The sequence below is a fragment of the Micromonospora sp. WMMD708 genome, assembly GCF_049315245.1.
GTDB classification, from domain to species: domain Bacteria; phylum Actinomycetota; class Actinomycetes; order Mycobacteriales; family Micromonosporaceae; genus Micromonospora; species Micromonospora wenchangensis.
The window spans coordinates 1-20067 of sequence record NZ_CP186060.1 but is presented as its reverse complement, the minus strand read 5'-3'; the positions used below and the strand labels follow the sequence as shown (position 1 = coordinate 20067).

The following is a 20067-nucleotide window of genomic DNA, read 5'->3' as shown; positions in this document are numbered from 1 at the left end:
AGTGACAGATCCATCCCCGACGATCCGGTGGAGGAAACGATGACCGCACGACGACACCTGCTGCGTACGCTCGCGGCCGGCGTGGCGGCGACGGCCCTGACCGCCCTGGCACCGGCCGGGACGGCGCAGGCGGCCTGCACGACGAGCAGTTTCACCGTCGTCTGGGACTACGCGGGCATGTACACCGCGCCCAACGAGTCGACGTTGTACGGCACCCGCCGCTACGGGCAGGTCGTCACCGGCCCGACCGGCAACACCGCCAACGGCTGGACGCTGACCTACGACTACTGGAACGGCCTGCCGCTCTGGGCCTACATGAAGGACGCCGCGTTGCAGTACCGCGGCTGCGCCTGACCCGCCCGGTCGCCGCGGGCACCGATCCCGCAGCGGGCCCGCGCCGGTCCACCGTCGAACCGGCGCGGACCCGGCGGCACGGGCCGGTGGTCAGCGGCGGGCCAGCCAGACCGTCCGCTCGGTACGCACGCTGAGGTCGTCCCGGCCCGGCAGCCCCGCCACGACCTCATCGAGGGCGGCGAGGTCGGCCGGGGAGAGGCGGTCGGCGAGCCCGTGCCGCGCCCGGCCCAGCGAGACCTGCGCGTAGCGGACGGCGGCGGCGGGCAACGGCGGACGCAGGTCGATGTCGAAGCGTCGCTCGGTCACCGGGCGGAAGCCGGCCTGCGTCATCCGCTCGCCCCAGTCCTCGTGCATGTGCATCCCCGCCTCGTGCCGGCGCTTCGCCGCCTCGGCGTGCACCCGCCGCTCGACCTGCTCGTCCGGCGTGCCGGTGAGGAAGCGGGGGAACGCGTCCACCTCGGCGACCACCAGCAGTCCGTCCGGCCGCAGCGCGTCGAACGCGCGGGCGAGCGCGGTCGCCGGATCGGCCAGGTGGTGCAGGGACGCGGCGGCCCAGATCACCCCGGTCGGCCCGAGGTCGGGCCAGGGCTGGTCGAGGTCGGCCTGCACCGTCCGGATCCGGTCGCCCAGCCCGGCGGCGTCGGCCCGGGAACGCAGATGGGCCAGCATCTCCGGGGAGAGGTCGACCGCGGTGACGGTGGCGTCGGGCAACTCCCGGGCGAGGGCCAGGGAGGCCGTACCGCTGCCGGCGCCCAGGTCGACCACGTGGGGCTGCCCGCCGGCCTCCCGGCCGACCCAGCCGATCACGTCGCGGAAGTGGTCGTGCAGGACCTCGGCGTCCAGGTCGAGCAGCTCGATCAGGTGGTCGTGTGCCATGCGACGACGGTAGCCGGGTCATGCCCGTACGGCATAGCATCTTGCGTATGAGGCAAGACAGGGATCTGGAGGACCTGGTGCGCCAGCGCGTACGCAGCCTGCGGCTGGCCCGCGGCTGGCCCGCGGCTGGTCACTGGAGGAGCTGGCCCGACGCTGCCTGATCAGCCCCTCCACGCTCAGCCGGATCGAGACCGGGCACCGCCGGATCGCCCTGGACCAGGTCGCCACCATCGCCCGGGTGCTCGGCATCACGCTCGACCGGCTGGTCGGGTCCGACGCCGACGACGACGTCGTGATCCGCCCGCACTGCGACGAGAACCGGGGCGTCACCACCTGGTTGCTGTCCCGGGACAGCAACCAGACGGTCGCCAAGCTGCGGATCACCCGGGACGTCCCGACCGACCTGCGGGTGCACCCGGGGCGGGACTGGTTCACCGTGCTCTCCGGCACCGTCGAGTTGCGCCTCGGCGAGCGGACGATCCTCGTCGGCACCAACGAGGCCGCCGAGTTCTCCACCCTGGTCCCGCACGCGTTCGGTGCGCACGACGGCCCGGCCGAGATCCTCTGCATCCTCGACCACGAGGGTGGGCGCAGTCACCTGGGCCCGCACCACCACCCGCCGCCGGTCAACCGGTGATCACCGGCCAGGCGTACGCCAGCAGGGCGCACGCCGCCCCGAGCAGGGCGAGCGAGACGCCACGGCTGGGGATGGGCAGCGCGGCGAGCACGAGCAGGATGACCGCGACGACATAGAGGAACGCCTGTACCGACATGACACTCTCCTCGACGGTGGGCTGACGGACGGTGCCGTCTCTACCCCCGTCGCCCCGGTCGGGAAACCCGCTCCGGCACGGAACCGGAGCCCCGACCCTCCGGATCGGACGGTGCCGGCCGGGGACCGATCGGTCCCCGGCCGGTCCGCCCGTCGGCGGTCGCCGCGACCGGTCGTCAGCAGCCGAGCCGCTTGGTGGACAGCGCGATGTCGTCGATCCAGAGGTTGAACTCGCTGGGCGTGGTGCCGCCCTGGTAGAGCTGCCAGCCGATCTTCACGGTGTCCACCGCCGGCAGGACGAACGGGACGTCGTTGCCGCCGTGGTCGGTGGTGGAGGCGGTCAACTCCGGGTTCGCCACCCCGTCGATCCACACCGCGACGCGGTTGTCCGTCGGGTCGAGCTTCCACTCGAAGCACTGCCAGGTGTCCTCGGTGACCGGGGCCGACTCCCGCCAGTTGGTCCAGTCGCCGGTCGGGCCGCCGTCCGCGCCCACCCCCCAGAAGGTGCCGGGGACGGTGGGTGCGTACTGGCCGCCGATCGGGCGGACGACCTCCGAGCTGCCGCTGCCGGTCGCCTCCACCAGCGTGAAGTGCGCCCAGTCCGGGGCGGTGGGGAACGCGTCGACGCGCAGCCGCATCCGGCCGTAGAAGCGGTTGCCCGGCGCCGCGAAGTCGTCGACGCGCAGGAAGGCCCGGCCGTTGTCGACGGTCCGGACGTGCAGCACCTGGTTGCCGTGCCTGGCGCGCTCGACGGTGAGCGAGCCGTGGCGGGTGTCGACGCCCCACTTCAGCGTGCTGGGGCCCCCGGGCGGCAGGTGTTCGAAGTCCTCGCAGAACAACAGGTCGCGGTGGCACGAGCGCGGGGCGGCGTCCGAGACACCGGCCGGGACGCTGCCGGCGGTGACGCCGAGGATCAGGGCCGCGGTGAGTACCGCGAGGGAACTGCGCATGGTCGTCCTCCATGAGGGGGTGGTCGCTGCCGGGTGGGCGGGCCGGTGGAACTGCCGGCCGGCGGGTCGACGGCCCGGCGTCGTGGCGGTGGCCCGGCGTACGGCACGCGCCGGCCGAGACGACGTGCGGCCGGCACCGCGCTGCTCCCGCGTACACCGGTTCCCCAGCGCGGTTGCCCCCGTGCTGCGGTGCTGTGAGCCATTCCAGCACGGCCGTCCCGCCCTAGCAATATCGACAACCATCAGCACAGCTCATCCCGGCGAGGCGGCCGGCCGGGCTGACCGGCAGCACGGCTGAGGGCCCCGCCGGTCAGCCCGGCGGGGCCCTCAGGTGCTCATCCGCTGCGGCGTCCCACCGCAGCCGGGCCGGTCAGTTGCAGGTGGTGCCGTTGAGCGTGAAGGGCACCGGGACGGCGGGGGAACCGTCGGCGGTGAAGCCGAAGCTCACCGCGCCGTTGGTCGGGATGCTGGCGTTGTGGCTCTCGTTGCCCACCGTGACCGCCGCGCCGGTCTGCTGGAAGACACCGTTCCAGTGCCCCTGGATGAGCTGGCTGCCGGGGAAGGTCCAGCCGAGCGACCAGCCGTTGACGGCCGGGCCGTCGTTGTAGACGGTGACGCTGGCGTTGAAGCCGGTGCCCCACGAGTTGGTCACCACGTACGACACCCGGCAGGTGCTCGCCAGGGCGGTCGCCGGCCGGATGTCGCCGTAGTCGTCCCGGGCGGTGGCGAAGTCCTGGAAGCCGAAGCCGGGACCGGCCGACCGGGTGGTGGTGCCCGCCGCCAGGACGGTGCCGTTGGCGTTGACGTAGTAGACCGGTCCGCCGCTGTCGCCGCCCCGGGCCGACTCGTCGCCGTCGAGCTGGGTGGCCTCGACGAGGTCCTCGATGTCGTCGTAGTGGAAGTCGACCCGCAGGTTGCAGACCGGCCCGCCGATCTCACCGGCCGAGGTGTACCCCGACTGGCAGAGCAGCTGCCCGGGGAAGACCTCGGTCCAGCCGGTCACCTGGGCGCGTACCTCGTCGTTCTGCCCACCGACGTAGATGTGACTGCCCGGCGAGGAGGTGGAGACCAGCATGGTGTCGTGGTCGTCGTTGCTGGCGACCCCGTAGCCGATCAGCGTGCCGGTGTTGGTGTTCGTGTTCCAACCGACGTGCCAGGGCTGACCGATGGGGCCGCAGTGTTCCGCGGTGAGCAGGTAGCCCACGTTGGTGGTGTGGTTGCGGACGCCGAAGCCGGCGGTGCAGGCGTAGGTGGTCAGCCCGATGCCGATCCCACCGTCGTACGGCGCGGAGTCGTTGTACCGGGACCGCTCGACCATCCGCTGGCGGACGACGGTGCGGGTGCTGACCCCGGTCGCCGGCAGCTTCGGCTGCCTGGCGCTGATCTTCGGGTCGACGGCCACCTCGATCCCGGAGCCGTCGGTCCGCAGCCGGACGGCGTGCGCGGCGTCCTTCGGGTCGGCGTCGACGACGGGGGTGATCTTCGCCGCCGCCTTCTTCAACTCGGTGCGCGAGTACGTGGCCCCGACGACCTCCACCGGGGCGGTACGGCGTGCGGTCGCCACCGCCGCCGCGACTTCACCGGGCAGGGTGCCCTTCCACCAGAGGGTGACGTGGTCGTCCACCAGTCCGATGCCGGCGTAGCCACGCGGCGCGCCGGCCTCGACGGCGGTGCGCACGACGTTGGCCGCGTCGACCAGCGGGGCCTGGGCGAGCATCCGGTCCCGGGCCTGCGCCGGGATCAGGTCGAGGATGGAGCGGTCGTTCTCGGCGGTCGGCGCGGTCGCCGACGTGCCGAACGGCTGGCTGGGGGCGGCATTCGAGGGTGCCGTCAGCGGACCGACCACCACCGTGGTGCCGAGCAGCACGCCGGCGACCACCGAGCGGCGGGTCGCGTTCCAGGTTTGCGTCATGACCATGAGTCAAGTGACTCCGCCGCCCCGGGAACAGGCAGAAGCATCGGCAAGAATCGCACCGGCGGCGCGACGCCGACCGTGGCCCGGAGCGGATGCTCCGGGCCCGGCCGGCGGCGCGCCGCACCAGCCGTCAGGAACTGGTGCAGGAGAGGTTGCCGGGCGCGGTGCTGCTGTTGCCGTTGACCAGGAACCCGAAGGTGGTCGAGGCGTTGGGGTTCACCGAGCCGTTGTAGGCGGCGTTGCGGATGCTGACCGTGCCGCTGGTGCCGGTGTTGCTGCCGTTCCAGACGTTGGCGATGGTCTGCCCGCCGGCCAGCGTCAGCTGCACCGTCCAACCGGAGATGGCGGCGGAGCCGGTGTTGGCCACGACGACCTCACCCTGGAAGCCGCCGTTCCAACTGCTGACCGTGCGGTACGTCGCGGTGCAGCCGCCCGGCTGTCCGGTGGGCGGCGGCGTGGTCGGCGGAGCGGTGGTCGGTGGGGTGGTCGGCGGCGTGGTCGGTGGCGTCGTCGGCGGGGTGGTGGGCGGCGGGGTCGAGGTCCCCGGGACCGTGGTGGAGGCCGAGTTGAGCGCGTTGAGGACGGCGGTGTACGCCGGCTTCGGGTTGCTGTTGCGGTCGAACAGCAGCGGGTTCTCGTTGCCCCGCCAGGAGTCGCTGTCCCGGATGCCCCAGGTGGTGATGCCGACGCAGCGCGGGACGTTCATGCACGCCTGGGTCAGGCCCTGGTACTGGCTGGTCGAGGCGTTGGTGACGTCGACCTCGGTCAGCGCCACGTCCACCCCGAGGGCGGCGAAGCTGGACAGCGTCTGCTGGAAGTTGCCCGGCAGCGAGCTGCCGCCGGTGAAGTGGGTCTGTAGACCGACGCAGTCGATCGGCACGCCCCGCGCCTTGAAGTCCCTGATCATGTTGTAGACGCCCTGCGTCTTGGCGTACGTCCAGTTCTCGATGTTGTAGTCGTTGTAGCAGAGCTGGACCGACGGGTCGGCGGCCCGCGCGGTGCGGAACGCCACCTCGATCCAGTCGTTGCCGGTGGCTTGCAGGTTCGACGACCGTCGGCTGCCGTTCTCGGCGAACGCCTCGTTCACCACGTCCCAGGCGTAGAGCTTGCCCTTGTAGTGGGCCATCACGCCGTTGATGTGGCTGATCATCGCCTGTCGCAGGGCGCTGCCGCTCAGGCTGCCCCAGAACCTCGGCTGCTGGGCGTGCCAGGCCAGGGTGTGGCCCCGGAACCGCATGCCGCGCTGGGTGGCCCAGTTGTAGATCGCGTCGCCCCTGCTGAAGTCGAACTGCCCGGGGTTGGGCTCGGTCGCGTCGGGCTTCATCTCGTTGACGGCCGTCATCATGTCGAACTCGCGGGCGGCGATGTTCAGGAAGCCGGAGTCGCTGAGCCGGTCCGACCCCATGGCGGCGCCGAAGTACCGGCCGCTGCGTTCGGCGGCGGCCTTCAGCGTGGTCCCGGGCGGTCCGCTGAGGTCGGCGTGGGCCAGGGTCGCCACGGCCATCGACGACACGGTGATCGCCAGGGCGCAGGCGCCACCCAGCAGCAGCCGGGTGGCCCTCCTGCCACGGCGTTGCGGTCGAGCGGGTACGTCGTTCATCTGTGCGTTTCCTCCTCGGTGTTCCGTCCGGTCACCGCCGGACGGGCACGCGACCGGTCGACCGCTCGTGGGATCGACGACCGGGACACCGCGCCTGCGGCGGGACCAGCACGTCACAGGGGACGTCGAGCCGGTGTCTATCCGGCCGCGCCCTCATCGGTGACCACCGGTCGGCTGCCCGGTCCGACAGGTGGATGGCGAACACTCCGCGCCCTACGCCCGTGCGGGGTGACGCTGCCCTGCCGTGATGCTATATCGAATGGATTCGATCTGCGACAGGTGTCCGGCCCGGTCCGGCGGGGGTGGACCCTGCTCGACGGCCCGACCACGCAAGGGCGGCGTTCGCCCGGCCGGCCGGGGTGCCCGACGCCGTCCGGTCGTGGCCCGACCCGGTCACGGCGTGTGCGGGACGGCGGCGAACTCGACGAGGTCGAGGCGGCCGTGGGTGAACGCATAGCGGGTGAGCGAGGTGTTGGCGACCGGGGTGGTGGCGAGGATCGCGTCGAGGTCGGCGAACGACAGCCCCTCCAGGACGTGCCGGGCGGCGACGACCACGGCGTCGTGGGCCACCACCCACACCCGGCGGCCGGCGTGCCGGCGGTGCAGGTCGGCCAGGGCGGCACGGACCCGGGCGGCGACGTCGTCGAACGTCTCGCCACCGGGTGGCCGGTAGGCGTAGAGGCCGTCGGCGGCGAGCCGGGCCGCCTCGGCGGGGAACCGCTCGGCGATCATCAGCGGGGTCAGCAGTTCCAGCTCGCCCATGAGCCGGTCGACCAGCCGCCCGTCGAGGTCGACCGGGGTGACGCCGAGGTCGGCGGCGGTGTCCGCCACCCGGGCCCAGGTCTGCCGGGCCCGCCGGTACGGCGAGCAGACCACGTGGTCGGGACGTCGGTCGGCGGGCTGCGCCGCGAGCCAGCGGCCGAGCCGGGTGGCCTGCCGCCGGCCCAGCGGTGACAGCGGGACGTCGGCGTCGCGCCCGGTGAGCCCGTGGGTGGCGACACCCCGGGCGTGGGCGTCGGCGAACGCGACGTTGGCGACGCTCTGCCCGTGCCGGACGATGGTCAGCTCCGCGACGGTGTCCACGGTTCCACTGTCCGGCAGTAGCCGGCACGGAGCGACCCCGGGCGGCGGGGCGCTCTGCCAGTCACGACGGCGGTACCGGGCGGCCCGAATCTGACACGTTTCCGAAAGTTTCCGAAAGTCGTTGACGCGTTCGAAATGCCGCTGCAATACTCCGATCCACAGCGACATCAACGCATCTCGATAGAACCCCGCATTCCCAGGCAGCACCACCCCCAGGAGGACCTGCGCATGATCTCCAGCACCGGTGGCTCCGGTCACCCGTCCCGCTCCCGAGCCTCCCGCCTGACCGTCCGGCTGGCGGTGCTCGCCACCACCGTGGCGCTGGGCGCCGTCGGCGTCGCGGTCTCCGCCACCCCGTCCAGCGCCGCCGCCTGCAACGGCTACGTCGGTCTCACCTTCGACGACGGCCCGACCGGCAGCACCGGCGCGCTGCTGAACGTGCTGCGCGCCAACAACGTCCGGGCGACCATGTTCAACGTCGGGCAGAACGTGCAGGGCAACCCGTCCGCCGCCCGGGCCCAGGTCGACGCCGGTATGTGGATCGGCAACCACAGCTGGAACCACGCGCACATGACCTCGATGGGTCAGAGCCAGATGCAGTCCGACCTCTCCCAGACCAACTCGGCGATCCAGTCGGCGACCGGCGTACGGCCGCAACTGTTCCGCCCGCCGTACGGCGAGACCAACTCGACCCTCCAGTCGGTCGCCTCGTCGCTCGGCATGCGCCAGGTGATCTGGGACGTCGACTCCCAGGACTGGAACGGCGCGAGCGTCAGCCAGATCGTCTCCAACGCGGGCCGGCTCCAGAACGGCCAGGTGATCCTGATGCACGACGGCATCCAGAACACCCGCGACGCGATCCCGCAGATCATGGCCAACCTGAACAGCCGGGGCCTCTGCCCGGGCATGATCTCGCCGAGCACCGGCCGGGCGGTGGCCCCGGACGGCACCCCGCCGACCGGCACCCCGACCACCCCGCCCACCGGCACCCCGACCACCCCGCCGGCCGGTGGCGGGTGCACCGCGACGGCGACGTACCCGAACGTGTGGGGCGACCGGTACAACACCTCGGTGACGGTCCAGGGCGGCAGCAACTGGACGGTGGTGGTGGCGCTGACCGCGCCGCAGCGGGTCAACACCACCTGGAACGGCACCCCCAGCTGGGACAGCTCCGGTTACGTGATGACGATGCGGTCCAACGGCAGCGGCAACACCTTCGGCTTCACCACGATGATGAACGGCAACAGCAGCGCCCGGCCGCAGATCCGCTCCTGCACCACCGGCTGAGCGACGGGCGGCCACCCGACGGGGCCCCCACCACCGGCCCTCCCCGGACGTCACGGCGTCCGGGGAGGGCCGGTGCGTAACCGCCCGGCGCGGTGACCCGAAACTATCGGGTCACCTGCTCGAAACTACCGGTTGAAAACCCCGGGATTACCTGCCAACCTGAAATCCATCGATGGAAGTGAACGTTCACAGCACGGCACGGGCCACCCACCACCACCGACCACCAGGAGGTACCGACAGTGCGAGGACACGCACCGCACTCCCCGCCCCCGGCACAGCCCCGCCCGGCCCGGGTCTCCCCCCGTCGGCGACGCCGGCTGGTCACGCTCGCCGCGGCCGGGATCGCCGCCGCCGTCGTCGGGTTGTTCACCATGACGGTGACGACCGGGACGGCGTCGGCCGCCGACAACCCGTACCAGCGGGGCCCGGACCCGACCCGGAGCAGCGTCGCGTCCGTGACCGGCCCGTTCGCCAACACCTCGGTCGCCGTCCCGACCGGGTACGGCTTCAACGGCGGCCGGATCTACTACCCGACCGACACCAGCCAGGGCACCTTCGGAGCGGTCGCCATCTCACCCGGTTACACCGCGCTGTTCTCCGTCGAGCTGGCCTGGATGGGGCCGTGGCTGGCCTCGCACGGCTTCGTGGTGATCGGGATCGAAACCAACAGCCGCAACGACTTCGACACCGCCCGGGGCACCCAGTTGCTCGCCGCGCTGGACTACCTGGTGCAGCAGAGCCCGGTCCGGGACCGGATCGACCCCAACCGGCTGGCCGTCTCCGGTCACTCGATGGGTGGCGGCGGGGCACTCAGTGCGGCCCTGCGCCGCCCTGCGTTGAAGGCGGCGGTCGGCATCGCGCCGTACTCGCCGTCGTCGAACCTGGCCAACGACCGGGTGCCCACGATGGTCTTCGCCGGGCAGGCGGACACGGTGGTCACGCCGTCCTACGCCTCCGGCCTGTACAACAGCCTCCCGGCCACGACCGAGAGCGCCTACCTGGAGGTCGCGGGGGCCGACCACGGGTTCATGGTCGGCCGGTCGAACCCGGTGCTGATCCGGACCATGCTGCCGTTCCTCAAGATGTTCGTCGACAACGACGCCCGGTACAGCCAGTTCCTCTGCCCGCTGGCGGACAACAACGGCGTGGTCAGCTACCGCAGCACCTGCCCGCTGCTGCCGCCGACGGCGACCACCCCGCCGCCGATCCCGTCGGACACCCCGCCGCCGATCCCGACCACCCCGCCACCGACCACGCCGCCGCCGAGCAACCCGCCCGGCGCGGCCAGCCTGATCGTCGGCGCGCAGTCCAACCGGTGCCTCGACGTGCCCAACGCCTCCCGCGCCAACGGCACCCGGGTGCAGTTGTGGGACTGCAACCGGCAGGCCAACCAGTCGTGGACGTACACCACGAACAAACAACTCCGGGTGTACGGCGACATGTGCCTGGACGCGGCCGGCTCCGGCAACGGTGCGGCGGTCCAGATCTACGGCTGCCACAGCCAGACCAACCAGCAGTGGAACATCAACGCCAACGGCACCGTCAGCAGCGTGCAGTCCGGGCGGTGCCTGGACGTCTGGAGCACGGCCAACGGGGCCCAGGTCCAGCTCTACGACTGTCACGGGCAGACCAACCAGCGGTTCACCCTGACGCCCCTGACCTGACGGCCCGAGCGGCGACCGCTCCCGCACCACGCGGACCGGGCCGGTGTCTCCCACACCCGGGGAGGCACCGGCCCGCCCCCGGTGGCGTACGCGGCGGAGGTGACGTCCGCTCGGCTCCGACCGTTCGCTGCGCTAATCGACGTTGGCGGGACAAGCCGTGTCCGGTTTGCGAGGCTTATCGGGTGCGGAGGGATGATCCCGCGCCACACCCGACGGCCGGGGGTCGGCGTCTGGTGGCCCGTGACCCTGAGGCCATCGGCGATGTGAGCTGGGTCGAACTCTTCGTCGATCTGCTCTTCGTGTTCGCGTTCCTGGCCGTCACCACCCTGATGGGTGAGCATTTCAGCCCGCTCGGGCTGGTCCAGGGCGCGCTCGTGGTCCTGCTCATCTGGCACTGCTGGACGCCGTGTGTCTGGCTCGGCAACGTGGTGCACCTCGACCGGGGGATCATGCCCCCGATCATGCTCGGCATCGCCGCCGCCCTGCTGGTGATCGGGGTCGCGATACCCGAGGCGTTCACCGACCGTCCGGGCGGGCTACCCGGCCCACTGGTGCTGATCTGTGGATACCTGCTGATCCGGGCGGTCACCATGGTCGTCCTCACGTTCGTCAGCCACCGGGGCGAGGGCGGACGGCGGTCGGTGGTCGCCGCCTGGTTGATCTTCATCACCGGTGGGCTGGTGCTGCTCGCCTCCGCCCTGGTGCCACCCCTGCTGCCGACGACCGTCGACGCCGCCCTGGTGCAGGTGGCGCTGTTCGCGGGCGCTCTGCTGATCGACTCTCTCATCCTCGTGGTGGCCAGCAGGGGCGGCTGGCGGGTGGTCTCGCCGTGGCACCTGGCCGAACGGCACGCCCTGATCGTGCTCATCGCGCTCGGCGAGACGATCATCTCGATCGGCGCCAGCGAAGGGCTCGGCGTGGACCGCCCGGTGACCTCACAGTTGGCCGTCGGGGCCGTGCTGGGCATCACCGTGGTCTTCGCGCTGTGGTGGAGCTACTTCGACCTGGCCAAGGTGATCATCGAGCGTGCTCGCCGGCACCGACCCCGAGACCGTCGACCCGGCGGCTGCCGGGTCATCGTGGTGAGCAAACGGTCACCCGACCGCCCTCGCCACCACCATGGCCTCGATTCGATAATGTACATTATGTAAAGTTGACCGGGAGAGGGGCCCCTGCCGGCATTCGGACCCCCGGGTGGCGGACTGCCCGTCTCCACAGCCACGCCCCGCTGCTTCTCACACCCGCGCGATGGAAACCCGCAGCAGCGGGGTCGCACCGCCGCCGGCCCCACGGGCGAGCCGTCGGTCTTCCAGGCGGCAGGACGCGCCAGTTGGCCGCGCATGGCCGGCCTCCACTGCCGACCGGACCAACGTCCAGCCGTAGGACCCCACGCGCTGGTGCTCCGCCGAGAGCGTGGGCGATGTCGGCGGGTGCGACCCGGTCCGCACGCACCGCGGAGCAGCCTGACGTCGCTCCCCTCCCCTCGGTCGCCGACAACCCGAGAAAGCTGCATAATATCCCTTATGCATGACAAACAGGACGAATCGGTAGGGCTGCTCATCGAGGAGTTCCTGACCGCGCGCGCCGCCCGCAAACCCTCACCGCACACCCAGGAGGCGTACCGGCGGGATCTGCGGACCGTCGCGGCGCTGGCCGGCGAGGAGTGCACCCCTCCCCTGTCCCCCCACGAGCTGACGATCTCCGCTCTCTCCCCGCGGTTGATGCGGGCGGCGTTCGCCCGGTTCGCCGCGCCCCGGGCGGCGGCGTCGGTGCACCGGGCCTGGTCGAGCTGGAACGGGTTCTTCTCGTTCCTGGTGGCCGAGCAGGTGGTGGCGGGCAACCCGATGCCGGCGGTGGGGCGTCCCCGTACCCCGCTCCCCCAGCCCAAGCCGTTGCGGGGTGAGGACACGCCGGAGGTGCTCCTGGAATCGGTGTCGCGGGAGGACGCGCGGCAGCGCGATCCGTGGCCGGAGCGGGACGTGGCGGTGCTGGCGTTGGCGTTGTGCGCGGGGCTGCGCCTGGCGGAGCTGTTGGCGTTGCGGGTGTCGTCGGTGTCGGGGCGGGTCGGTGAGCGGCGGGTGGCGGTGGACGGCAAGGGTGGCCGGCCGAGGGTGGTGCCGGTGGAGCCGGAGCTGGACGAGGTGGTGTCGGCCTACCTGGACAGTCGGCGGCGGCGGTTCGGGGCGCGCAGCGTACGCCGGGACGGGGTGTTGTTGGTGGACCGGCGGGGTGAGCCGCTGCGGCGGGGCGGGTTGCAGTATCTCGTGGATTCCTGTTACCGGCGGGCGGGGATCACCGACCGGGTGCCGGCGGGGGCCCGGTTGCACGCGTTGCGGCACACGTTCGCCACCCGGTTGGCCGAGGACGGGGCGGGGGCGGCGGAGATCATGCGGTTGTTGGGGCATGCGTCGTTGGCGTCGTCGCAGACGTACATCGAGGTGACGGCGGGTCAGCAGCGGGCGGCGGTGCGGTCGAACCGGACGAACCGGGTGTTGGTGGGGTTGGTGTCGGGTTCAGCTCGGGCGGTAGGAGCAGCGGGTGCCGGTGCTGATCGTCGTGCGTAGGTGGTCGCCGAGTACGGGGTCGCTGATGGTGATGCGGTCCAGGGCACGGCGGATGGCCTTGCCGACGGCGATGCGGGCCCGTTCGGTGTTGTCGGTGAAGGTGCGGTCGCGACCGTGGAGTCCGGTGTGGGCGGCGAGTTCGTCGATGAGCCACTGGCGTTCGGTGCGGGCCTGTTCGGCGCGGCGCGGGTCGTGGGCGTCGTCGGCTTCGTCGATGGCGGCGGTGAGGTCGCGGAGTCGTCGCTGGTAGGCCCGTTTGGCGGTGTCGTCGAGGACGGGTTGGTGGTCGGTGGTGGGTGCTGTGCCGCCGGCGAGCTGGATGGCGGGGATGTCGTGTCCGGGGTTGGCGATGAGGGTGGCGAGGTATCGGGCGCCGACGCAGTCGTCGATGGTGGCGGTGCGGTGGCCGAGGCTGAGCTGCCAGTGTCGGCCGTGGCGGTGGCACCGGATGTGTGGGCGGTGGGGGGTGCGGGGGCGTGGTGGTGGGGTGGGGAGGGTCATGCCGAGTTCGGTGGCGTCGGTGTGGGCGAGGTGGCGTTGTCGTTCGGCTTCTCGGCGGTCGTGTTGGCCGGGGCGCTGGTCGAGGGCCTGGGCCAGGCGGGCGCGGGAGAGGGTGGCGGCGGGGAGGTGGCCGAGCCTGAGGTTGTCGTGTACGGCGGCGTGGAGGTGGGTGATGGCGCGGTCGGTTTCGCCGGCGGTGAGGGCGGCGGTGCCGAGGGCGTGCTGGGTGCTGCCGAAGCAGGTGATGGCGAGGCTGGCCAGCATGGGTCGGTCGGCGTAGGGGGTGAGGAGGTTGTAGGCCTCGGTGGCGAGGTGGCCGTCGTCGAGGAGGTGGGCTGCTTCGACGATGCCGTGGAGGGTGACGAGCCAGCTGCTGGATCGGGGCAGGGTGGTGAGGTCGGGTTGGCGGAGGCGGGCGAGGGCGGCGGTGGCTTCGCGGCGGTGTCCGGCGAGGGCGGAGGCGACGGCGAGTGCTGCCTGGTATGAGTGGTCGACGGCGCTGAGGGTGGGTGAGACGGCCAGTTCGCGCAGCGTCGGGAGGTGGTCGGCGAGGTGGCCTTGGTACCAGGCGATGGTGGTCAGGTGGGCGCCGTGCCAGCCGGTGGTGTCGGCGTCGCCGGCGGTGATGCCTCGTTGGGCGCAGGTGGCGGCGCGGGCGTGGGCTTCGGTGAGTTTGCCGGCGCGGATGGTGAGCATGACGTCGATGGCGTGGGCGACGTAGGACACGGCGAGGTGGTCGCGGTGGGTGAGGTGGGTGTGGAGTTCGGTGAGGCTGCGTTCGGCTTGGGGGTGGGTGTCGAGGAACTGGTCGACGGTGCGCCAGAGGAGGGCGACCAGGAGGTCGCTGCGGCGGCCGGTGGCGAGGGCTGCGGTGAGGGCGTGTTGGCTGAGTTCGTGGCGTAGTCGGGTGTGGTCGGGGCCGAGGAGGCAGTGGTGGGCGAGGCTTGCGGTTTCGGTGATGGTGACGGGGTCGCCGGTGGTGCGGGCCTGGGTGGCGAGGGTGAGGGTGTCGGTGTGGGTTGCGGTGCGGTAGTCGTGTTCGGCGGCGAGTCGGGCGCGTAGTCGGATGCCGAGGGGGGTGTGGGGGTCGGTGGTGGCGATGGCGTGGTGGAGGCGGTGGAGGAGGAGGGTGGCGTCGCTGGTGGTGCGGTGTTCGTGGACCCAGAGGCCGCCCATGCCGGTGACGGCGAGGGTGCGGGTGTGGTGGTCGTCGGCGGCTTCTGCGGCGCGGTAGGCGGCGTCGAAGTGGATGCGGCTGGTGGTGAGGTCGCCGTCGGTCCACAGGGCGTCGGTGGCGCGGCGGAGCAGTTCGGTCGGGTGGGTGGTGGTGGGTGTCCTCACGGGTCACACCTCTCAATGAACCGAGTCAATGGGGTGATTGAGGTGAGTCTCGCATCGGTTTGGTTGGTGGCGTCAACGGCGTCTGCGGCCGGGAATCTGACATTCGGGGGTTTTCCGTGGTTGGGCGTCTGTTTATTGCACCGAGGTTGTGGTCGGATTGATCGGAGGCGCTGCGGGGGCGTGGGTGTGCCTGGTCCGGTGGAGGTGAGGGTGACGGTGCGCGACGATTTCCGGCTGGTGGCCGATGCGGTGGCGGCCGACATTCGGTCGGGGCGGATGCGGCCGGGGCAGCGGCTGCTCCCCCAGCGGGAGTTCGCCCGGCGTCACGGTATGGCGGTGTCGACGGCGGCTCGGGTGTATCAGGAGCTCGCGCGGCGGGGTCTGGTGGCCGGGGCGGTGGGGCGGGGCACGTTCGTGGCGGATTCCTCGGTGTGGTCGGGGGATGTGGGCCTGGTCGATCTGGAGGCCAACTTTCCGGTGTTGCCGGGGCAGTCGTCGATGGTGGCGCGGGCGTTGGGGCGGGTGCTGGTGCCGGCGGGCTTGGAGGCGGCGATGCATCCGGTGCCGGTGGACGGGACGCGGGAGTCGCGGCGGGTCGGTGCGTCCTTCCTGTCTCGGCCGGGGTGGGTGGTGGATCCTGCGCGGTTGCTGTTCACCGGTAGTGGGCGGCAGGCGATCGCGGCGGCCATGGTGGCGTTGGTGGCGCCGGGGCAGCGGCTCGGGGTGGAGGAGTTGACGTATCCGGTGGTGAAGACGATCGCGGCGCGGCACGGTGTGACGTTGGTGCCGATCGGTATGGATGGGGAGGGGTTGAGTGGGTCGGCGTTGGAGCAGGCGCATCGTCGGGCTCCGCTCGCGGCGGTCTACCTTCAGCCCTCGTTGCACAATCCGTTGGGGATGACGATGTCGGCGGGTCGGCGGGCCGAGTTGGGTGGGCGGCTCGCGCGGTTGGGTCTGGTCGCGATCGAGGACCGGATCAATTCGTTTCTGTGCGACGGGGAGTTGCCGTTGGCCGCGCATGCTCCCGAGCAGACGATCCTGGTGGACAGTTTGTCCAAGCGGGTGGGTGCGGGGCTCAATCTGGGTTTGCTGGTGTGTCCGGCCAGGTTGAGCGGGCGGGTCGCGGCGGCGGTGCGTTCCGGTACGTGGGGGGTGCCGGGTGTGGCGTTGGCGTGTGCGACCGCGGTGTTGGCCGATGGTACGGCGCAGCGGATCGTGCGGCTCAAGCAGCAGGATGCGCGGCTGCGGCAGGCGGTGGTGGCGGAGGTGTTGGCCGGGTTCGACGTGCGTGCTGATCCTGGGTCGTACCACGTGTGGTGGCGGTTGCCGGGTGGGTGGTCGGCGGGGGCGTTCGTGTCCGCTGCGGCCCGGCAGCGGGTGGTGATCAGTCCGGCGGCCGACTATGCGGTCGTGGGGGTGCCGGTGCCGGATGCGGTGCGGTTGTCGACGTCGTCGCCGGATGTGGAGACGTTGCGGGGCAGTGTGGCGTTGTTGGCCGCGATGGCGCGGCGGGCGCCGGAGGAGGTGGGTGCGGCGTACTGAGGGAGGTGGAACGGGATGGCACGGGGTGGAACGCCGTTAGGGGTGTCCGTGCTGGTGTCTTGATTCGGAGGAGACATGTCCCGTGTTCACAGAGTGCTCTGCCTGGTGGTGGCGGTGGTCCTCGCCGGGTTGACCGGTGCGGTGCCGGCGTCGGCCGGGTCGGGTGTGTCGGCGGTTCCGGCGTCGGGTGTGTCGGCGGCGGCGCCGCCGAGTGCGGTCGTCGACTGGGAGGGCCTGCCGACGTGGAGTGGTGGGTACGGCCCGATGCGTAACCAGAGCAATGGTCTGAAGGCGCTGCGGTATGCGGAGCGCGACTACGGCATCAATCTGAACTGGACCGACTGGCCGAATTCCCGGTGGGAGGTGTACGGGGAGGGTCTGCCGACGAATGCGCCGATCACGAGCACCACGAAGGTGGCGTTGCGGGTTCCGGGCGGTGGTTACCTGCGGTGGGGTGCGCAGAGTTACGGCATCGACCTGGTGTGGTCGGCCACCGCGGTGTACGAGTGGAATCTGATCACCACGGCGGGTGGTCAGGCGTTGTTCAACCGCAGCCGTAACGACTATGTGGTGTACGGCAGTCGGCCGTGGGGGGTCAATCTGATCTGGTCGGGTGATGCGATGGTCACGCCGCCGGATTCGGGGGTGACCGGGGTGCGGACGTTGTTGACGTACAACTGTCACAACGACCGGCGGCCGCTGCGGATCTGGATCAACGACATGGATGCCGGGGGTGTCTGGACGGATCTGGGTCTGCTGGGTTCGCAGTGGAGCGGCAGTAGTTGTCCGGTGGGTTCGCCGTTCAACTACTCGCCGACGGTGGCCAATCATCGGATCCAGGTGGTGGCGGTGGATTACAGCGCCCCGGGGTGTGCGAACGATCCGCTCATCGGGTCGTGTCGCCGGTCGATGGTCGGCATCATCAGCAATCCGGCTGGTGGGGTCGCGCAGATCACGGTCTCGTAGCGGGTCGGTCAGCCGGGCCCGGTCGTCGTGTGGCGGCCGGGCCCGGCGCGTGTGGTGGTGGCGGGCGGTGTGTGCGGCGGGTTTGTGGCATGGTGGTGGTGGATGCGACTGGCGGCACGGGGATGGGTCAACCATCGGGGAGCTCGTCGCGGGGGTCGACCGCCTGGGCCTCCGTGGTCGAGGTGGGTCATGTCTGTTTCCTCGTCCTTCTCCCCCATGTCCGGTACGGCCCGGTTGTTGCCGGGTGGGCCGGTGGCGGAGCGGATTCTCGCCGAGGTCGCCGAGGGGGTGGCGGCGTTGCGGGCGGCCGGGGTGGTGCCGGCGTTGGCGACGGTGCTGGTGGGTGACGACGACGCGAGCGTCGGGTACATCCGGATCAAGTCTCGCCAGGCGGCGGAGTTGGGGTTCGCGTCGCCGCACGTGCGGCTGCCCGGGTCGGCGTCGCAGGCCGATCTGCACCGGGTGTTGCGGGATTTCAACGACGACGCCGGGGTGCACGCGGTGTTGGTGCAGCATCCGGTTCCGGGGCATCTGGATTACGACCGGGCGTTGGAGGTGTTGGATCCGGATTCGGACGTGGACGGGATGCATCCGGTGAACATGGGCCGGTTGGCGTTGGGGTTGCCGGGGCCGTTGCCGTGTACGCCGGCGGGGATCGAGGCGTTGTTGGCGTTCCACGGGGTGCCGGTGGCGGGGCGGGAGGTGGTGGTGCTGGGTCGGGGTGCGACGTTGGGGCGTCCGTTGGCGATGTTGTTGGCGCAGAAGCGGCCGACGGCGAACGCGGCGGTGACGGTGGTGCACACGGGGGTGGCGGACTGGCCGCGGTACACGCGGCGGGCGGAGATCCTGGTGGCGGCGGCGGGGGTGCCGGGGATCGTGCGGCCGGAGCATGTGCGCCCGGGTGCGGTGGTGGTGGGTGGTGGGGTGCGGTATGAGGGTCGTCGGTTGTTGCCGGATGTGGACGAGTCGTGTGCGCGGGTGGCGGGGGCGATCACGCCGCGGGTGGGTGGGGTGGGTCCGACGACGGTGGCGATGTTGTTCCGTAACGCGTTGCGGGCGGCGCAGCGGGCGGTGGGACGGGGGTGACCGGGTGGGGGCGGTTCAGCCGAGGTCGACGACGAGGGGGCGGTGGTCGGAGATGGTGGAGCGGGGGGTGGCGGTGGCGGTGACCGGGGGTAGCCGGTGCCGGTCGTGGGGGTCGGCGAGGATGTGGTCGAGTTGGACGCGGGGGGCGGTGGCGGGGTAGGTGGGGTGGCGGGCGAGGGGTTGCCAGCCGGTGAGCAGGCGGGCGGGGCCGGCGGGGAGGTTGAGGTCGCCGAGGAGGATGCGGGGGGCGGGTAGGGCGCGCAGGGCGCGCACGACGCGGCGGAGTTGGTAGGCGTTCCAGCCGGGGACGAAGGACAGGTGGGTGGCGGCGGCGGTGAGGGGGCCGTGGGGGGTGTCGAGGACGGCGGCGAGGACGACGCGGGGTTCGTCGCGCAGGAGGATGAGGCCGCCGCCGGGGCCGGGGGCGTAGAGGGGTGAGCGTACGGGTGCGGGGTTGAGGCGGGTGACGTGCCAGCTGCGGACCCGGTGGCGGCTGATCAGGCCGATGCCGTAGCAGGGTTCGCCGTGGCCGTCGTCGTCGTGGCGCAGCGGGCGGAAGTGTTCGCCGGGGGTGCCGACGACGGCGGCGGCGAAGCGGTGTTCGGGGGCGTCGAGGGCGTGGGCGGCGATGGTGGTGAGGTCGTGGTGGCCGCTGCGGGACTGGTCGCGGTCGACTTCCTGGAGGGCGAGGATGTCGGCGTCGAGGGCGTGGACGGCGGCGGTGAGCCGGTCGGGGTCGACGAGTCCGTCGGTCAGGGAGCGGCCGTGGAGCAGGTTGAAGGTGGCCAGGCGCACGTGTGCACCCTACGTGGCGTGGGACAGTTGCTGGATGATCAAGTTGCTGTGTTGTTCGGTGCTGGTGTTCGTGGCGGTGGGTGTGGTGGGGGTGTGGTTGCGGCGGCGGCGTGGGCGGTGAGGTGGGCCACCTGGGCGGGTGGGTGGCCGGGTGGGGCGGGGAGAATGGCCGGCCGTGGATCCTGTGTCGTTGACGACTCTGCTGACTGCGGCTGCCCTGGCGGGGTGGGTGGATGCGGTGGTGGGTGGGGGTGGGTTGTTGTTGTTGCCGGCGTTGTTGGTGGCGGCGCCGGGGGTGCCGGTGGCGACGGCGTTGGGGACGAACAAGGTGGCGGCGATCTTCGGTACGTCGACGGCGGCGGTGACGTATGCGCGGCGGACGAGGCTGGACTGGGCGGTGGCGGGGCCGGCGGCCGGGTTGGCGGTGTTGACGGCGGGGTTGGGTGCGGCGTTGGCGGGTGCGGTGCCGGGTGGCGTGTACCGGCCGGTGGTGCTGGTGGTGCTGGTGGCGGTGGCGGTGTTCGTGCTGGCGCGGCCGTCGCTGGGTGTGGTGGCGGCACCGCAGCGGCGCACGCCGGTGCGGGTGGTGGTGGCGGTGGGGGTGGCGGGTCTGGGTATCGCTCTGTATGACGGGTTGATCGGGCCGGGTACGGGCACGTTCCTGGTGTTGGCGTTCACGGCGGTTCTGGGGTCGGATTTCGTGCATGCCTCGGCGATGGCGAAGGTGGTGAACGCGGGTACGAATCTGGGTGCGCTCGTGGTGTTCGGGTT

Annotated in this window: 18 protein-coding genes, 1 pseudogene and 1 riboswitch; of the genes and pseudogenes, 11 read left to right on the top strand and 8 right to left on the bottom strand. The window is 71.6% G+C overall.

Annotated elements, in window-relative coordinates; translation table 11 throughout:
• The first annotated feature begins 39 nt into the window (after positions 1 to 39).
• On the top strand, positions 40 to 354 hold the full coding sequence (locus ACN260_RS00095; RefSeq protein WP_422754203.1) for a hypothetical protein: 315 nt from the start codon (positions 40 to 42) through the stop codon (positions 352 to 354).
• A 90-nt stretch (positions 355 to 444) separates the two neighbouring features.
• Here the strand turns inward: ACN260_RS00095 and ACN260_RS00090 are convergent, their stop codons facing one another.
• Positions 445 to 1230, bottom strand: coding sequence for a class I SAM-dependent methyltransferase (locus ACN260_RS00090; protein ID WP_422754202.1), 786 nt, complete (start codon positions 1228 to 1230; stop codon positions 445 to 447).
• Between the two features lie 115 nt (positions 1231 to 1345).
• On the opposite strand from ACN260_RS00090, the pseudogene ACN260_RS00085 reads away from it, so the two are divergent.
• Positions 1346 to 1435: pseudogene (locus ACN260_RS00085) on the top strand (helix-turn-helix domain-containing protein); the annotation flags it as partial.
• Between the two features lie 33 nt (positions 1436 to 1468).
• On the top strand, positions 1469 to 1867 hold the full coding sequence (locus tag ACN260_RS00080) for a cupin domain-containing protein (protein WP_422754201.1): 399 nt from the start codon (positions 1469 to 1471) through the stop codon (positions 1865 to 1867).
• Here the strand turns inward: ACN260_RS00080 and ACN260_RS00075 are convergent.
• The 5 genes from ACN260_RS00075 to ACN260_RS00055 form a co-directional block, all read right to left on the bottom strand.
• The gene (locus ACN260_RS00075; RefSeq protein ID WP_169733029.1) at positions 1857 to 2003 is read right to left on the bottom strand and encodes a hypothetical protein; all 147 of its coding nucleotides are present in this window, start codon (positions 2001 to 2003) and stop codon (positions 1857 to 1859) included. The two genes, ACN260_RS00080 and ACN260_RS00075, sit on opposite strands and share 11 nt — an antisense overlap.
• A 175-nt stretch (positions 2004 to 2178) precedes the next feature.
• A complete protein-coding gene (locus tag ACN260_RS00070) occupies positions 2179 to 2952 on the bottom strand; it encodes a hypothetical protein (protein ID WP_422754193.1) in 774 nt (257 codons plus the stop codon).
• A 370-nt stretch (positions 2953 to 3322) separates the two neighbouring features.
• On the bottom strand, positions 3323 to 4864 hold the full coding sequence (locus ACN260_RS00065) for a cellulose binding domain-containing protein (protein ID WP_422754192.1): 1542 nt from the start codon (positions 4862 to 4864) through the stop codon (positions 3323 to 3325).
• Positions 4865 to 4997: 133 nt separating this feature from the next.
• Positions 4998 to 6467 carry an endo-1,4-beta-xylanase gene (locus tag ACN260_RS00060; protein ID WP_422754191.1) on the bottom strand — a complete coding sequence of 490 codons (1470 nt, stop codon included), beginning with the start codon at positions 6465 to 6467 and terminating at the stop codon, positions 4998 to 5000.
• 393 nt (positions 6468 to 6860) lie between these two features.
• Entirely contained in the window at positions 6861 to 7550 is a 690-nt protein-coding gene (locus ACN260_RS00055; RefSeq protein ID WP_422754190.1) for a histidine phosphatase family protein, read from the bottom strand.
• 228 nt (positions 7551 to 7778) lie between these two features.
• Here ACN260_RS00055 and ACN260_RS00050 point away from each other — a divergent pair, with 228 nt between their 5' ends.
• From ACN260_RS00050 to ACN260_RS00035, 4 genes are all read left to right on the top strand, one after another.
• Positions 7779 to 8837, top strand: a complete 1059-nt coding sequence (locus ACN260_RS00050; RefSeq protein ID WP_422754189.1) for a polysaccharide deacetylase family protein — start codon at positions 7779 to 7781, stop codon at positions 8835 to 8837.
• Positions 8838 to 9076: 239 nt separating this feature from the next.
• Entirely contained in the window at positions 9077 to 10501 is a 1425-nt protein-coding gene (locus tag ACN260_RS00045) for a ricin-type beta-trefoil lectin domain protein (protein ID WP_422754188.1), read from the top strand.
• A 233-nt stretch (positions 10502 to 10734) separates the two neighbouring features.
• The gene (locus tag ACN260_RS00040; protein ID WP_422754200.1) at positions 10735 to 11652 is read left to right on the top strand and encodes a low temperature requirement protein A; all 918 of its coding nucleotides are present in this window, start codon (positions 10735 to 10737) and stop codon (positions 11650 to 11652) included.
• Positions 11653 to 12024: 372 nt separating this feature from the next.
• Positions 12025 to 13065 carry a tyrosine-type recombinase/integrase gene (locus ACN260_RS00035; RefSeq protein ID WP_422754199.1) on the top strand — a complete coding sequence of 347 codons (1041 nt, stop codon included), beginning with the start codon at positions 12025 to 12027 and terminating at the stop codon, positions 13063 to 13065.
• Here ACN260_RS00035 and ACN260_RS00030 read toward each other — a convergent pair.
• A complete protein-coding gene (locus ACN260_RS00030; protein WP_422754198.1) occupies positions 13015 to 14907 on the bottom strand; it encodes a hypothetical protein in 1893 nt (630 codons plus the stop codon). The two genes, ACN260_RS00035 and ACN260_RS00030, sit on opposite strands and share 51 nt — an antisense overlap.
• Before the next feature lie 42 nt (positions 14908 to 14949).
• Between ACN260_RS00030 and ACN260_RS00025 the strand changes: the two genes are divergently transcribed.
• From ACN260_RS00025 to ACN260_RS00015, 3 genes are all read left to right on the top strand, one after another.
• Positions 14950 to 16449, top strand: coding sequence for a PLP-dependent aminotransferase family protein (locus ACN260_RS00025; protein ID WP_422754197.1), 1500 nt, complete (start codon positions 14950 to 14952; stop codon positions 16447 to 16449).
• A 75-nt stretch (positions 16450 to 16524) separates the two neighbouring features.
• Positions 16525 to 17415, top strand: coding sequence for a hypothetical protein (locus tag ACN260_RS00020; RefSeq protein ID WP_422754196.1), 891 nt, complete (start codon positions 16525 to 16527; stop codon positions 17413 to 17415).
• A gap of 94 nt (positions 17416 to 17509) precedes the next feature.
• Positions 17510 to 17591, top strand: a riboswitch (ZMP/ZTP riboswitch).
• Positions 17592 to 17604: 13 nt separating this feature from the next.
• Positions 17605 to 18501 (top strand): bifunctional 5,10-methylenetetrahydrofolate dehydrogenase/5,10-methenyltetrahydrofolate cyclohydrolase, encoded by an 897-nt coding sequence (locus ACN260_RS00015; RefSeq protein WP_422754195.1) that lies wholly within the window; start codon positions 17605 to 17607, stop codon positions 18499 to 18501.
• 15 nt (positions 18502 to 18516) lie between these two features.
• Here ACN260_RS00015 and ACN260_RS00010 read toward each other — a convergent pair whose 3' ends face one another.
• Positions 18517 to 19296: an endonuclease/exonuclease/phosphatase family protein gene (locus ACN260_RS00010; RefSeq protein WP_422754194.1), complete on the bottom strand. Its 780-nt coding sequence runs from the start codon at positions 19294 to 19296 to the stop codon at positions 18517 to 18519.
• Between the two features lie 229 nt (positions 19297 to 19525).
• Between ACN260_RS00010 and ACN260_RS00005 the strand changes: the two genes are divergently transcribed.
• On the top strand, positions 19526 to 20067 hold a 542-nt coding region (locus ACN260_RS00005), incomplete at its 3' end, for a sulfite exporter TauE/SafE family protein (protein WP_422756881.1).